We start from the raw sequence: 14,885 nt of genomic DNA, 5'->3' as shown, positions 1-14,885 counted from the left end.
ACCAGCCATCGGGATCCGTCGCGCTTCACGATGCTCACCGGCGTAGTCCAGGCCACGGCGAGCTAGGACGCGCGGACGCTCGCGATCGACGGCAGTCGCTGGGCGACCGCTTTCCACGATGCTCCGGCGTCGGCCGACCCGTACACGGTCCCTGCCTTGTCGCCGAAGTACAGGCCGAGCGGATCCCGGCCGTCGTGACAGAACGCCTGCCGGAGGATCGTGAGGTAGGTGTTCTTCTGCGGCAGCCCCTTCGTCCGCGCCTTCCAGGTCGAGCCCTCGTCGCGGGTCTCGAACACGCGGAGCTTGCCGTCGGGCGTGACTCGGTCGACGTCGGCGGTGAGCGGGATCACGAACGCGCGCGCCGGATCCGCCGGGTCGATCACCATCGGGAACCCGAAGTCGGATGGGAGCCCGCCCTCCGACCCCACGTCGTTCCACGACTCGCCGGCGTCGTCGGATCGGTACACGCCGCCGTGGAACTGCATCCACAGCCGCTCGGGCTGTAGCGGCGCCCGGTACATGTTGTGCACGCACAGGTCCGCCGCGTCTTGAGGCGCGTCCTCGGGAAGGTATCGAGCGACGATCCCTTGAACGCCGCGACGCCAGCTGCTCCCGCCGTCATCCGTCAGCCAGACCCCGGCCGCCGAGATCCCGATCGCGACCTTGTCGGGCTCGCCGGGCCAAGGGCAGATCGAGTGCAGGCACATCCCGCCGGCGCCGGGCTGCCAGTCCTTGCGGCTCGGATGATCCCACAGCGCCCGGTTCAGCTCCCAGGTCCGTCCGCCGTCGCCGCTGCGGAACAGGGCCGCCGGCGCGACGCCCGCCCAGACGACGCCTTCGCCTTCGCCGGGCACGATCACCCAGATCCGTTCGACCGCCTCACCGGTGTCGGCAGGGAACGCGGGACCGCCGGTCTGCTCCCATTCGCCTTCGACGTCCTTCGTCATCCACACGCGCGGACCGAAGTGCGCGTCCGTCACCGACGCGTAGTAGACGCCCGCGCGCGGATCCCTCGCCGCGTACTCGACGGTGACGCCGGGGAACTGGCGCGCAGCAACCTCCATCGGGCCGCCGCGCTTTCCGCGCAGCACGAACAAGCCCTTGCTGGTACCGACGAGAACCTCCGCCTGCTCAGCCATACGCCCCTCCCGAGATCGCGTGGAGGACGGTGATCTCGGTATCGCCCTCGATCGCCGCATCGAGCTCGACGCGCTCGCCGCCGACGAAGATGTTCACGTGCCGGCGCAACGCGCCGGTCTCGTCGAGCACCCAGCCGGCGATCCGCGGATACGCGGTCTCGAGCGAACGGATCGAGTCCAGCACGGTCGCCCCTTCGACGGGAACGGATCCGTTCCCGTCCGCCATCTCCTTCAAAGGGGACCGCAACACGACCACCGCCACACCGCAAAGTGTATGCTGCGCGCTCGTTCGGCACGAAGGCAGCTGGGAGGCTTCCATGGGGGCGACGAAGGTAGGGCCCGCGTCCGATCTGAAACCCGGCGCGGTGACCGGCGCCGGAAAGTGGGCGGTCGGAAACGCGAAGGGCGACGTGTTCGCGGTGACGCGCCGCTGTCGCCACCTCTACGCGGATCTCGCGAAGGGCTCGATCGATGCGCAGGGCTGCCTCGTTTGCCCGTGGCACGGCTCGCGTTACGACGTGAAGTCCGGACGGATGGTGCGGGGGCCGCAGGGTGTCTTCGCGAAGATCCCCGGCTTGGGCCGGGCTTTCATGGCGTTGACGAAAGTGCTGCCGCTGGGGCGCGGCAAGGTCGCCGACAAAGGCGGAACGCTCTACGTCGAGTGATCGGCTTGCAGCTCGAGGACGTGGAACAACGACGGTAGCGTCACATCCCGGCGGATACGGAGCCCGGCCCGCGCGAACAGCGACTCGAACTGCGCTTTCGACCGTTCCCGGCCGAGGCCCGACGTCACCAGCATCACCAGGTCGAACGACCTCGCGAACTGATCCGCCGAGGACGGCGCCGGGCCCAGCACGTTCTCGATGACCAGGATCCGCGCCCCGGGAGCCATCGCCTTCCGGCAGTTCGACAGGATCGTCACGCAGGACTCGTCGTCCCAGTCGTGGATGATGGCTTGCAGCATGTATGCGTCGCATCCTTCGGGAACCGAGTCGAAGAAGCTTCCGGCGACGATCTCCGCTCGATCGAGCAGGCCTTGCTCCGCGAGCGCCGGCCGCGCCTGCTCGACGACCTCGGGAAGATCGAACAGCACGCCGCGCATCGACGGGTGGCGTTCCAGCACCTCCGCGAGCATGCCGCCGGTCCCGCCGCCGACGTCGCACAAGCGTCGCACCCCCGAGAAGGCGTAGCCCTTCGCGAGGATCGGCCCGGCGATCCGCGAGGTGCCGGCCAGCGCACGGTTGAACGTCGCGCCGGCCTCCGGATTCTTCGAGCCCAGGTACTCCCAGAAGCCGGCGCCGAACGCCGGCACGGCGGCGCTTCCGCCGGTCTCGAGCGAGTGGCCGGCGTGGTTCCACATCTCCCAATGCCATTCGCTCGCGAAGAAGCGGGCCCATCCACGCATCGACTGCGGATGGTCCGAGCGAAGCGTGTCGGAGAACGGGTTGTTCGTGAACCGACCGTCGCGTTTCCGGCCGAGGAGCCCGCGCGAAACCATGAATGCCAGGGCCCTGTCGAGCGCGTCGGCGTCGACACCGGCCTCACCGGCGAGGTCCCCGGCCGTGCGCGGCCCGCCGGCGAGGCGATCGGGGATCGCGAGCTCGGCGATGAGCGAGATCATCTTCGCTTCGACCATCCCGTTCATGCGTTCCATGACCAGTAGCGGCGGCGGAACCATGCGGCCGTGCAGCCGTCCCAGCGCGTTCCGGAACCTCACCGCCGGCCGGACGAGCCAGACCGGGGGGATCCAGAGCCGCTTCGCGCGGGGAGGCATCGCCGCGGAAGTCTACGCACGTCGCGCCCCATCACCGCGAAAGGGATGTTCCGGGCTGGGACTTCCAAAGCGTGGCGCGCCACCGTACGATGAGCGTCGTCCGGTGATGAGTGGCGCGATCAGCGCCCGGCCGGAGCGCCGGTCCTCCGCCATGTGTGCGGCCGTACCCGAGCCGACCGTGGAGGGGAGTTGCTGTGGCCATCAACCCGTCGGGGGCGCGCATCCTGATCGTCGACGATCAGGAGATCCATATCCGGCTCCTCCGCTACATCCTCACCGACGCCGGGTTCACGAACATCACCGGCTACACCGACCCGCGCGAGGCGCTCGCGGCCTTCGAGCGGGTGTCGCCGGACATCGTCCTGCTCGACCTCATGATGTTCCCGATCGACGGGTTCACCGTGATGCGGAAGATGCACGACATGATGGAAGAAGACGACGTGGTGCCGATCGTTTTCCTCACCGCCGACGTCAACCCCGAGCACCGGCACCGCGCGCTCGAGCTCGGCGCCAAGGACTTCCTCGAGAAGCCGTTCGATCACGACGAGGTCGTGCTCCGGATCCGCAACCTGCTCGAGACGAGGCTGCTCCACACGAAGCTGCGCGATCTCGCGGCCGGACGGCGTCCAGCGGAGCAACCGTCCGAGGCGGCGAACGCCTAGAGCGCTTCGCGTTCCAGGGGCGTCTTCGCCGGGCCCTGCACCACGTCGCCCTCTTTCGAGAAGCGCGACCCGTGGCAGGGGCAATCCCAGGTGACTGCCGTTGCGTTCCAGTCGACCGTGCACCCGAGATGGGTGCAGCGCGGAGACAGCGCGACGGTGTTCCCGTCCTCGCCCTTGTAGACGGCGAGCTTGCGCCCGTCGACGTCGACGAGCCCGCCCGTCCCCGGCGCGAGGTCTTCCACGGTGCGGTCGACGGTCTTGGCGATCAAGACGTCGGTCGGTGCGGAATGGATCACCTTCGTCGGCACGGAGCCCAGCAGGTGGCGGCGCACTCCGGTCATGCCGCGGTTGCCGACCACGATCAGGTCGCAGCCTTCCTTCTCGGCGGTCTCGCGGATCGCGTCGGCCGGATCGCCGTCGACGAGCTGTGTATCGACCTTCAGCGTCCGATGCTTCGCTTTCGCCGCTTGCTCGAGAACGATCGCGCCGATGATCCGGTCGCCGGCCGCGTACAACAGGGTCACTCCGAGCATGAAGGTCATGCCGAGATCGAACGCCTTCCGGATGGCCTCGGTCGCCGTCGCGGAGCCGTCGGTGCCGACGAGGATGCGATGGTAGAGCTGCTGCCCTTCTTCCGATTTCAGGTCGGTCGTGTACACGATGAGCACGTCGCACGGCGCCGCACTCGCCACACGCTCGGGGATCGGCCCGATCCGGAACCGCTTCGCTTTGCCGACGCCGATGTTGCCGATCACGATGAGATCGGCGTCCCGCTCCGCGGCGATGTCGAGCAGGACCTTGTCGGGGTGGCCCTCACGGAACATCGTCTCGCCCTGGACGCCCCACGCCTCGAGCGCGTACGCAGCGTCGGTCAGGATCTCCTTCGCGCGGTAGTCGTGCAGGCCGACCGGCGCCGTCGCGCACACGACGAGCAGCTTGCCCTCCACCTGCTTCGCGAGCCGCGCGGCCTTCTCCATGGCGAGCATGGACGTTTCGGAGCCGTCCGTGCCTACGACGATCGTGCGGTATCCCATGGCTCATCCCACCTCGAGCGATCCGGTCATCGTCGTCGCATGCACGTCGCAGCGGAAGAAGTAGGTACCGGCTTCGAGCGTCGGCACCGCGTAGTTGCGGGTTGCCGGCCCGGCGAACGTCGCCCCGACGAACAGCGACCGCGACGCCGAAGAGTCGCTGAAGATCGCGACGTTGTGCGGGATCCCCGAGTCCTCGTTCTCGAAGCGGAGCGAGAACGGTGTGCCGGCCGGAGCCGAGAGCGTCGCCGGCGAGAAGCGGCTGCTCACGGATGAAAGCGTGACGACCGGCCCGGTCCCGCTCGGCGCCGGCTCGGCGCCGGGCGCCATGCCGAGCGTCGGCTTCACGACCATCAGATACAGGAGCAACACGAGCCCGACGACCCCGATCCAGGTCACCGTCAACGGGCGCCGGTCCGACAGGACCTCGTCGTACTGCTCGGCGCTCACGGCCTGCGAGCCTTCGGCCATGGCACGTGAGATGAACCGGACCCGCTGGTAGTAGGGGCGCGCCATGAAGATCATCGCCAGCGTCACGACCAAAAGCGTCCCGATGGCCGCCCATATCCACCCGAACGACCACAAGTCGCCCACGAACGTCGCAACGACCCCGCCGACGAGCAGCACGGCCAGCGAGATGTAGAACGCCGGAACCGTTCTGGCCGAGAGCTCGAGCAACGCGGCGACCCGAGCGGGATCCCGCTCGGTCCGCAGACGCAGCGCGACGGCGACCGAAACGCCGTGCGCCGTGAGCAGCCCGAACACGCCCGCGAGATGAAGGAATACCCACCACTGGTACGCCACGGCGGCCATAATGCCGTACGCGAGCGTTCCGAGCCCACGTAGGTGGCCTGCCGGTCCATCCGGATGGAGGCATCCGTAGCCCAGGTATCCCGGCGACGGTAACCTTCGTGTCCGTGAACGAACCCATCATCAACCCCACCCCGTCGGAGCTCCCAGAAGGGACCGTCACGGTCCTTTTCTCCGACGTCGAGGGCTCGACCGATCTCCGCACGCGCGAAGGCGACGACGTCGCGCAAGAGGTCATGCGCACCCACGAGAAGATGCTTCGGGAGCAGATCGACCTCTTCGGCGGGCGCGAGGTCGTTTTCATGGGCGACGGGTTCATGGTCGCGTTCGGCTCGGCGCGCAAGGCGATCGAGTGCGCGATCGGGATCCAGCGATGTTTCGAGGTCCACAACTCGGCCGGGCCCAACCACATGATCAAGGTCCGTATCGGCCTGAACACCGGTGAGGTGCTCCGCGAGTCGGGCACGTTGTACGGCACCGCGGTCAACGCGGCGGCGCGCATCTCGGCGAAGGCGAAGGGCGGGCAGATCCTCGTCTCGCAAGTGACCAAAGACCTCACCTCCGGGGTGCGCGATTTCAGCTTCGTGGACCGCGGCCTGTTCAGCCTCAAGGGCTTCCCGACGCAATGGCGTGTGTTCGAAGTGGGGTGGCGTGCCGAAACCGCGACGGCCTCACCGGCCGTCGCTCCGGCGCCGACCGCGGAAGCCGATCGTGATGCACCACGCGGCGTCCTGGAAGAGACGTACGTGCGCCCCGACCACGCTCCGATCGTCGGGCGATCGTCGGAGCGCCTCACGATCGAGCAGGACCTCGAAGCGGTGACCCAAGGACAGATCCGGGTCTTCGCCGTCGAGGGCGAAGCCGGCATCGGGAAGACGCGGCTCATCGAGGATGCCCTCGAGGGCGCGCTCGCGCGGGGCTTCGGAACCGTGATCGTCGGCGGCGACGAGGAACTCCGCGGACCGTTCTTCATCTTGCGCACGCTGCTCACCTCGGTTTCGATCCAGACCCTCGCCGACCGGGCGATGGCCAGAGAGGTGCTCGAGCGCGCGCGCGACGTCGTGTCGGGACGCGGACAGGTGGAGACCGGACTTCAGCCGGCCGAGCAGATGCTCCGCGTGTACGACGTGGCCACGGTCGCGATCCGAACGATCGCCGAGTCGCAACCGATCGCGCTCTTCTTCGACGACCTCCAATGGGCCGACGAGGACAGCCTGAAACTCATCCGCTACATCGTCCGTACTTCGTCGAGCAGCCCGATCTTCATCATGCTGGCGCAACGTCCCGACTCCGGGCCCGGCGTGGGTGCGGCGACGACGCTCGTCGCCGACCTCGAACGGATGGGGCTCGCCCGCCGGACCAAGCTCGAGCGACTGACGCGTGCCGAAACCGCCGAGCTTCTCGGGCACTTGCTCGGCACGCCGGTCAGTCAGGAGGCTGCCGCCGCGCTGCACGCCCGCGGCGAGGGCGTGCCGTTCTTCATCGTCGAGTTCGCGCGCTCGTTCCGCGACGCGGGGTTGATGCAGGTCGTCGGCGGGCAACTGGAGCTGTCACAGGCCGCGCGATCCACGGTGGCGCCGAACGTCCAGATCCTGATCGAGCGGCGTCTCGCTCAGCTCGCACCCGAGGCCCGGCAGATCGTCTCGGACGCGGCCGTGATCGGTCGCCGGTTCCCGCTCTCCCAGCTTCGCGACGTCCTCGCGGCCTTCAACGCCGAGGAGCGCCCGAGCGTGATGCAGCTCGCCGACGCTCTCGAGCCTGCGATCGAGGCCAACCTGATCATCGAGCTGCCCGAAGGCTCGGCCAACGACTACGCCTTCACGCACGACGAGATCCGATCCGCCTTGATCGCCCAGGTGCCGCGCCAGCGCCGGCGCAAGATCCACGGTGCGCTGGCGCGCAAGCTGGAGACCGGGCTCGACGAAGGCGCGATCTGCATCGCCACCCTGGCGTTCCACTTCCTCGAGGCGGGCGAGCAGGATCAGGGCGTCCGCTACTCGATCCAGACCGCGCGCGACTCGTTGAAGACCTTCGCGCCCGAAGAGGCTCTTCGCGCCGCAGACCTCGCGCGCGGCGCGGCCCAGTCTCCGGAGGATCGCGCCGAGTTGCTCCGGCTCCGGGATGAGGCGCTGGAGGCGCTCGGGCGGGCCGAGGAGCGGATCGCAACGCTCGCCGAGATGTCTGCGCTCGCCCGCGCGCTCGGCGACGACGCGCTCGAGCTCGAGGCGACGCTCCGCCGCGCGAGCGCGACGCGCCAGACGGAGGACTACGAGCGCGCCGCCGAGATCGCGCTGGCCGCGAGGGCGACGGCGGTCGAGCGCGGGGACCTGCGGGCCGAGCTGCGCGCGTGCCTTGAGCTCGGGCAGGCGCAGCTGCAGCGCGCGATGGGCGAGTCGTTCAGTCCCGAAACGAGCTTGGTGGACGTCGACGCCGCCGGCGAGGCATACGACCGGGCGCTCGAGCTCGCCACGCAGCTCGGCGACGAGCCGATGTGGGCTGCGGTGCGGCGGGAGCAGGGCGTGATCCGGTTCGGACAGGGCCGCAAGTTCGTGCTCGAGATGCTCGAGCACAACCCCGATCTCTTCGCCGACCCCACGGGGGATCCTCGTGAGATCCCCGAGATCCGCGAAGGATTCGAAGAAACCCGGGCGATCTTGACCGAGGCGGTCGAGGCGTATGAGCGGCTGGGCGACCAGCGGGGGTTGATGTCGAGCCTGATCGCGCTGGCGTACGCCAACATCCTGGAAGAGACCCGGCACGGCCACGCCGGCCGCATCGAGCAGATCCGCCTGTTGCGGCGAAATCTGAAGCGGCTCACGAGCGAGAGCGAACGCGCTGAGAGCGACGCCTACATGCTCTTCTCGATCCAGGTGTACGCGCGCTCGCACGGTCCGCTCGACCTGGCGCTCATCCGCGGGACGGAGGCGTACGAAGCCGCTCGCGCGCTGGGGAACAGCGCTTTGGAGCTCTACGCGGCGGGCGGCGTCGCCCTCACCTACACGATGCTGGACCAGATACCGGAGGCGGACGCGTGGCTCGACAAGGCCGGAGCGGCGGCCCTTTCGAGGCTGGACGCCCTGCCCGACCGCCAGCTCGACACATGGCGCGGCATGGTGCGCGCTGCGGACGGCGACGCGGCGGGCATGCAGCGGCATCTCGAGCGGGCGTTGTCGTTGGCGACCGAACGCGGCTCGCCGGCGGGACGAACCGAGGTACTGGCGTCGCTCGCGGTCCATGGAGCGCGGCTGGGCGCCGATCAAGGAGATCCCGATCTGCTCGCGCGCGCCGAGGGCTGGGCACAGGAAACCCTGCGCATGGCGAAGGCGCTCCCCACTTCGGACGCGTGGTTCGAAGCGGAGGGCTACGCCGCCCTCGCTCAGATCGCCCTCGCTCGCGGAGATGCCGTGGCCGCCCTCGAGCAAGCGCTGGCTTCGATCGCGGAGTTCCGGCGGATCCGGCAGTTCTTCGCCTTCCTGCACACCGATCCGCGCCTGCTCGTCGCGCGAGCAACCAGCGATGTCGAGGACCCACACGTCGCCGAGTTCCGGATGCAGATGCGCGGCGACGTGGTCATGGCGCTGTTCCAGACGTCCGACGACTCGATCCGTGCCCGCTGGCTCAGCACCCCGTTGATGAGCGAGCTGATGACGCTGGTCGGTGGCGACGAAGCGGTTCGGATGCTGCCCTCCGGCGCGGCGGTTCCCGCCGGGCTGAGCCTCGACGAGGTCGAGATGCTGCGCCGCGTCATGGCGGGGCAGACGAACAAAGAGATCGCTCAGGCGGAAGGCAGGGACGAGCAGGAGGTCGCCGAGGAGGTCGCGCGCATCTTCGAGGCGATCGGCGCGACGACCCGCGGCCAAGCCGCGACCGCCGCTCTGCGAGAGGGGATCGTGTGACGCTGCGGGTCGTGGTCGACCGCCAGCGATGCATCGGCGCCGGGACCTGCATCTTCCTCGCCCCGACGGCCTTCCGGTGGCGCGAACGCGAGTTCCTGAAGGCCGACGTGCTCGATCCCGAGACCGTTGAGGAAGAGATCCTCCGTCACGCGGCCGCGTCGTGTCCGACCGGAGCGATCATCGTCGAGGATTCGGGCGACCCGGCCCCCTGGGCGATCAACCCCAGGCGCCGCTGACAGCGAGGCCCCCCGGTCGGTACCCTGTCCTGAGACGAACCTCGGCGAGGAGGACCATCGTGCGCACCTTCGACAAGCTCTTCATCGGCGGCAAGTGGGTCGACCCGGCCGGCACCGGAACCATCGACGTGATCTCGCCCCACACCGAGGAGGTCATGGCCCGCGTTCCCGACGGGACCGAGGCGGACATCGACCGGGCAGTCGCCGCCGCGCGCGAGGCCTTCGACCACGGACCTTGGCCGCGCATGACGCCGCAAGAGCGGTGTGCGATCGTCCAGCGCTTCACCGAGATCTACGCCTCGAAGATGGGCGAGCTGGCCGCGCTGATCACCGAGGAGATGGGCTCGCCGATCACCTTCTCCGAGCTCGCGCAGGCGCCGTCGCCGTGGATGATGCTGACCACGTTCCTCCGCATCGCGGAGACGTTCGACTGGGAAGAGACGCGCGTCGGGATGCTCGGCGAGCCGGTGATCGTCCGGCGTGAGCCGGTCGGCGTCGTCGGCGCCGTCGCGCCGTGGAACGTGCCGCAGTTCAACGTCATGAACAAGCTCGCGCCGGCGCTCGTCACCGGCTGCACGATCGTGATCAAGCCGGCGCCCGAGACGCCGATCGACATGAACGTCGTCGCCGATTGGCTCGTCGAGGCCGGCGTCCCCGAGGGCGTCGTCTCGATCGTACCCGGCGGCCCGGCGGTGGGGGAGTACCTGGTTCGTCACGCCGGCGTCGACAAGATCTCGTTCACCGGCTCGACGGCGGTCGGTCGCAAGATCGGCGCGATCTGCGGCGAGCAGCTGAAGCGGTTCTCGCTGGAGCTCGGCGGGAAGTCGGCGGCGATCATCCTCGACGACGCCGACCTCGGCGCGATGATGGAGGACCTCAAGTTCGCGTCGCTGATGAACAACGGGCAGGCATGCATCGCGCAGACGCGGCTGCTCGCCTCGAAGAGCCGCTACGACGAAGTCGTCGACGCGGTCGGTGGGATGATGTCCGCGCTCAACACCGGCGACCCGGCCGACCGTGCGACCGACATCGGGCCGCTCGTCGCGAAGCGCCAGCAGGAGCGGGTTGAGAAGTACATCGCGCTCGGCCAGGAAGAGGGCGCGCGCGTCGTCGTCGGCGGCAACGGCCGTCCGAGCGGGCTCGACAAGGGCTGGTACGTCCAGCCGACGCTGTTCGCCGGGGTCTCGAACGACATGCGGATCGCGCAGGAAGAGATCTTCGGGCCGGTGCTGGTCGTGATCCCCTACGAGGACGAAGAGGACGCGATCCGGATCGCCAACGACAGCGACTACGGGCTGGCCGGGTCCGTGTGGACGAAGGACTCCGACCACGCCATCGACATCGCGCGGCGGATCCGGACCGGCACGCTCGCGGTGAACCGCTACCTGATGGACTTCATCGCGCCGTTCGGCGGGTTCAAGAACTCGGGGATGGGCCGCGAGTTCGGCCGCGAGGGCCTCGAGGAGTACACCGAAGCGAAGTCGATCATTCCGGCGTTCTAGATCTGAGATTCGAGTAGCTTCTTCAGATTCTTGAGGTCGCGGCCGACGTTGCGCTTCACGCCTCTGGCGAGGAGCGGGCCGGCAAGCCAGTAGAAACCGCGGGGGTTGCCGGCGACGCGGGTGTAGGCGCGCGTGCCGTTGTCGCGGTCCTCGAACCCGTAGGTGACCTCCATCGGGAACGGGCCTTTGACCGTCTTGAGCACGATGCGCTTGCCGGGGACGTGCTCGACGACGTCCATCACGTACTCGATGCGCTTGCCGCGGAACGAGGCGATCCGCTCCACGCGGGTGCCCACGCCGGTGGGCGGGGGAGTGAGGCGCCGGGCGCTGGAGATACCGCCGATCCACCGCGGGTCGTTCTCCGCCTCCATCGCGAAGGCCGCCACCACGCCGGGCGGCCGGGCGATGTCGATGTGGACGATTACGTCGACCAATTCAGATCTCCTTGCCTTCGGGGCGAGGCTCCTATCCAGTTCTCGCTGCGATAGATGACAATGAGTGTCGATCTCTGCAGCAAGAACATATCGCAGGGTCGAGAGCTACAAGCGCAACGGCTTCGGGGCTCCGGCGATGACCGTCGGGTCTTCGCGCCAGCGTTCGGGCTGGACGTCGATGTACAGCTCGATCTCGTTGCCGTCGGGGTCGGCGATGTAGAGGCTGTGCGTCACGTGGTGGTCCGCACTGCCGAGCACCGGGACGCCTTCACGCTGCAAGGTCGCGTACGCCTCGCGGAGTTCGTCGTCGGTGGTGCCGACCTTCAGCCCGAAGTGGTACATGCCCACGCGCCGACCCGACGGGATCGGCGTCGCGTCGGGCCCGACCTCGATCAGCAACAGTTCGTGATGCGTCCGTCCCGAGGAGAACATCGCGCCGAACCCGCCCAGCTCGGTGACCTCGTTCCAGCCGAGCACGTCGCGGTAGAAGTGGCGTGACCGCTCGAGGTCGCGGACGTAGAGAACGATGTGGCCGAGCTCATTGACTTCCACGACGAACCTCCCGGACGGGTGCTGCCTGAACCAAGCCTAACGTCCTGGCCGTTACCCGTATTCCGCTCAGCCGAACCGAACGCGCAGGACCTTCTTGTCGAACTTTCCGACGCTCGTCTTCGGGACGGCCTCGATGACCTCGATGCGGTCGGGCAGCTGCCACTTCGCCCAGCCCCGGCCGGCAAGGTGGTCGCGCACCTCCTCGAGCGAGATCGTCTCACCGGGACGCGGCACGACGCAGGCCAGCGGGCGTTCCTGCCACTTCTCGTCGGGGATCGCGATCACGGCCGCCTCCAGTATCCCCGGCATCGCCATGATGTGGCCTTCCATGTCCACCGAGGAGATCCACTCGCCGCCCGACTTGATCAGGTCCTTGGTGCGGTCGGCGATCACGAAGTAGCCCTCCGCCGAGCGCACCGCGACGTCGCCGGTCCGGAACCATCCGTCCTCGGTGAACCGATCGGGGTCCTCGTTGTAGAGGTAGGAGTCGATCACCCACGGCCCGCGCACGAGCAGCTCGCCCATCGCCTCGCCGTCGGCCGGGACCTCGTTCCCCTCGTCGTCGCGGATCGAGATGTCGATCCCGGGGACCGGGATCCCCGCCTGCGTGCGGACCGCGTCGGTGAGCCTTCCCGCGGGCCAGTCGCGCATCTTCTCCTTCGGCCACGAGACCGACGCGAGCGGGTTCGTCTCGGTCATCCCCCACGCCTGGATGATGTTGATCCCGAACTCGCGCTCGTACCGTTCGATCAGCGCGCGCGGCGGCTGCGATCCACCGCACACCACGTGCTTCAGGCCCGGCATCTCTGTGACGCCGCGCTTGGAGAGCTCGTCGCCGACCGCGAGCCAGATCGTCGGAACACCGCCGGCGATCGTGACGCGCTCGCCGGCGAGCAGATCGACGATCGAGGCGGCGTCGAGGTGCCGCCCGGTGAAGACCTGCTTCGCGCCGGCCATGGTCGAGGCGTGCGGCATCCCCCAGGCGTTCGCGTGGAACATCGGGACGATCGGGAGCACGCACTCCTGTGGGCCGATCCCGACCCCGCCCGTCGACGCGGCCGCGAAGGAGTGCAGCACCGTCGAGCGGTGTGTGTACACGGCGCCCTTCGGCCGCCCGGTCGTGCCCGACGTGTAGCAGATTCCGAGCGGCGTCGATTCCGGGATGTCCTTCGGCGCGTACGAGTCGGACTCGTCGGCGATCAGGTCCTCGTAGGCGATCACATCGGGGAGCGTCGTCTCCGGCACGGTTCCGTCGAGCACGATGATGTGCTTGACCTTCGCGAGTCCGTCTCCGATCTTCTCGAGGATCGGAAGCATGTCGGGGTCGGCGAAGATCACGCGGTCGTCGGCGTGGCCGATGATGTACGCGAGGTCCTCGACGTGCAGGCGCAGGTTCAGCGTGTGCAGCACGCGCGCCGTGCACGGGACCGCGAAGTAGCACTCGAGGTGGCGGTAGGTGTTCCAGGCCAGCGTCGCGACCCGCTCGCCTTCTCCGATGTCGAGCTTGTCGAGCGCGTGCATCAGCTGCTGCGCGCGTTTCGCGAAATCGGCGTAGGTGTAGCGGTGGAGCTCGTCGGGGCCGGTCTTGGTCACGACCTCGGTGTCGGCGTAGTGGGTCGGCGCATGCGCGAACATCATCCAAGCGTTGAGCGGTGTCTCCATCATCGCCATCGTGGAACCCCCTCTACGAGCGTCCCCAGCGGACCATCGTCGCTCCCCACGTGTACCCGGTCCCGGCGGCGAGGAGCAAGATCAGGTCGCCGTCCGCGAGCCGGCCCTGGTCGCGCAGCATGCACAGCGACAGCAGCGGGTCGACCGCGCTCATGTGCCCGTGATGGTCGAGGTAGACCGACCGCTCGAAGGCGACGCCGAGCTCGGCGCAGAGCGCGTCGTGGATCGAGCGCTTCATGTGGATCGGGAGGAACCAGTCCAGGTCGGCGAGATCGTGCCCGCTGCGCTCGACGGCGTCGCGCGCGACCTCGACGAAACGCTTGATCGTGATCGGGTCGAGGCGGCGCTTCATCTCCACGCCGTCGATCACGTCGAGGAAGTGCATCCCAGCGTCCACGGTCTCGTGGCCGGCGGGGTGGGCGCTGCCGCCTGCCGGGACGTGGACGTGGTAGGCGAACGACCCGTCGGACATGAGCGACGAGGCCAGGATCTCGCCGTTGCCGTGATCGCGGCGCAGCAGTGCGGCCACGGCTCCATCCCCGAAGTTGTACGCGAAGCGCGAACGCGGGTTGGTGTAGTCGATGATCCCCGACTCGCGCGAGGCGGCGACCATCAGGATCGACCGAAGCGATTCATCGGCTACGAGCATGTCCCGCGCGATCTTCAGCGCGACCGGCGCGCCGGCGCTGGAGTTGATCGCCTCGAACGCGAACCCGTCGATCCCGAGCGCCTCCTGGACCGCAGGCGCGACCTGCCAGACCATGTGGTCCTTCCAGTGCGACCCGAAGTACATCACCGCGTCGATCGAGTCGGCGCCGTTGCGCTCGACGACCGCGCGGGCGGCCGAGACGCACATCTCGGAGACGTGCTCGTCGGGGCGTGCGCGGTGCTTGCCGGCGAGCCCGAACTTCTCGATGAGCACCTGCTCGGGGATGCCGCTGGCACCCGAGATCTCGGCGGCCGACTCGAACCGCTCGGGCACGTACATCCCGAGGTCGGCGATGAACACGCGGGCGCTCATCCGTATCGCTCCCGGAGCTGGGGTTTCAACAGCTTGCCGGTCGGGTTGCGGGGGAGCGTGTCGGCGAACACCACCGAGGCGGGCACCTTGAACTTGGCGAGCTGCTCGGCGCAGAAGCGCTGGATCTCCGCGGGGTCGGCGGTGGATCCGGCGCGTA

General features: G+C 68.6%; 15 protein-coding genes. 5 read left to right on the top strand and 10 right to left on the bottom strand.

Going from position 1 to position 14,885, the window contains the following annotated elements:
• Positions 1-62: 62 nt before the first annotated feature.
• Together WEB06_08410 and WEB06_08405 are read right to left on the bottom strand one after the other, a co-directional pair.
• Entirely contained in the window at positions 63-1,139 is a 1,077-nt protein-coding gene (locus tag WEB06_08410) for a sialidase family protein (GenBank protein MEX2555640.1), read from the bottom strand.
• Positions 1,132-1,401, bottom strand: a complete 270-nt coding sequence (locus WEB06_08405; GenBank protein ID MEX2555639.1) for a MoaD/ThiS family protein — start codon at positions 1,399-1,401, stop codon at positions 1,132-1,134. Before WEB06_08405 ends, WEB06_08410 begins: the two co-directional genes overlap by 8 nt.
• Positions 1,402-1,456: 55 nt before the next feature.
• Between WEB06_08405 and WEB06_08400 the strand changes: the two genes are divergently transcribed.
• Positions 1,457-1,804, top strand: a complete 348-nt coding sequence (locus WEB06_08400; protein ID MEX2555638.1) for a Rieske (2Fe-2S) protein — start codon at positions 1,457-1,459, stop codon at positions 1,802-1,804.
• On the opposite strand, the gene WEB06_08395 is transcribed toward WEB06_08400, so the two are convergent.
• Complete coding sequence (locus tag WEB06_08395) at positions 1,792-2,913, bottom strand: methyltransferase (protein ID MEX2555637.1); 1,122 nt, start codon at positions 2,911-2,913, stop codon at positions 1,792-1,794. The genes WEB06_08400 and WEB06_08395 overlap by 13 nt on opposite strands.
• 194 nt (positions 2,914-3,107) lie before the next feature.
• Between WEB06_08395 and WEB06_08390 the strand changes: the two genes are divergently transcribed.
• On the top strand, positions 3,108-3,575 hold the full coding sequence (locus tag WEB06_08390) for a response regulator (protein ID MEX2555636.1): 468 nt from the start codon (positions 3,108-3,110) through the stop codon (positions 3,573-3,575).
• On the opposite strand, the gene WEB06_08385 is transcribed toward WEB06_08390, so the two are convergent.
• Positions 3,572-4,609 carry a universal stress protein gene (locus WEB06_08385; protein MEX2555635.1) on the bottom strand — a complete coding sequence of 346 codons (1,038 nt, stop codon included), beginning with the start codon at positions 4,607-4,609 and terminating at the stop codon, positions 3,572-3,574. The genes WEB06_08390 and WEB06_08385 overlap by 4 nt on opposite strands.
• Positions 4,610-4,612: 3 nt before the next feature.
• On the bottom strand, positions 4,613-5,419 hold the full coding sequence (locus WEB06_08380) for a cupredoxin domain-containing protein (GenBank protein ID MEX2555634.1): 807 nt from the start codon (positions 5,417-5,419) through the stop codon (positions 4,613-4,615).
• Positions 5,420-5,523: 104 nt separating this feature from the next.
• On the opposite strand from WEB06_08380, the gene WEB06_08375 reads away from it, so the two are divergent.
• From WEB06_08375 to WEB06_08365, 3 genes are read left to right on the top strand one after another with little or no spacing between them, the layout of a single operon-like run.
• Positions 5,524-9,312 (top strand): adenylate/guanylate cyclase domain-containing protein, encoded by a 3,789-nt coding sequence (locus WEB06_08375; protein MEX2555633.1) that lies wholly within the window; start codon positions 5,524-5,526, stop codon positions 9,310-9,312.
• Positions 9,309-9,548: a ferredoxin gene (locus tag WEB06_08370; protein MEX2555632.1), complete on the top strand. Its 240-nt coding sequence runs from the start codon at positions 9,309-9,311 to the stop codon at positions 9,546-9,548. Before WEB06_08375 ends, WEB06_08370 begins: the two co-directional genes overlap by 4 nt.
• A gap of 59 nt (positions 9,549-9,607) precedes the next feature.
• A complete protein-coding gene (locus WEB06_08365) occupies positions 9,608-11,050 on the top strand; it encodes an aldehyde dehydrogenase (protein ID MEX2555631.1) in 1,443 nt (480 codons plus the stop codon).
• On the opposite strand, the gene WEB06_08360 is transcribed toward WEB06_08365, so the two are convergent.
• The 5 genes from WEB06_08360 to WEB06_08340 all read right to left on the bottom strand — a co-directional run.
• Positions 11,047-11,484, bottom strand: a complete 438-nt coding sequence (locus WEB06_08360) for an SRPBCC family protein (GenBank protein ID MEX2555630.1) — start codon at positions 11,482-11,484, stop codon at positions 11,047-11,049. The genes WEB06_08365 and WEB06_08360 overlap by 4 nt on opposite strands.
• A 105-nt stretch (positions 11,485-11,589) precedes the next feature.
• Complete coding sequence (locus WEB06_08355; protein MEX2555629.1) at positions 11,590-12,036, bottom strand: VOC family protein; 447 nt, start codon at positions 12,034-12,036, stop codon at positions 11,590-11,592.
• 66 nt (positions 12,037-12,102) lie between these two features.
• Entirely contained in the window at positions 12,103-13,707 is a 1,605-nt protein-coding gene (locus tag WEB06_08350; protein MEX2555628.1) for a long-chain fatty acid--CoA ligase, read from the bottom strand.
• A gap of 13 nt (positions 13,708-13,720) precedes the next feature.
• Complete coding sequence (locus tag WEB06_08345; GenBank protein ID MEX2555627.1) at positions 13,721-14,728, bottom strand: 3-oxoacyl-ACP synthase; 1,008 nt, start codon at positions 14,726-14,728, stop codon at positions 13,721-13,723.
• On the bottom strand, positions 14,725-14,885 hold a 161-nt coding region (locus WEB06_08340; protein ID MEX2555626.1), incomplete at its 5' end, for a hypothetical protein. The genes WEB06_08340 and WEB06_08345, both read right to left, overlap by 4 nt.

Source organism: Actinomycetota bacterium (assembly GCA_040905475.1).
Taxonomy (GTDB): domain Bacteria; phylum Actinomycetota; class AC-67; order AC-67; family AC-67; genus DATFGK01.
Note: the sequence above shows the minus strand (reverse complement) of the source record. Positions and strands in the feature narration are given on the sequence as shown.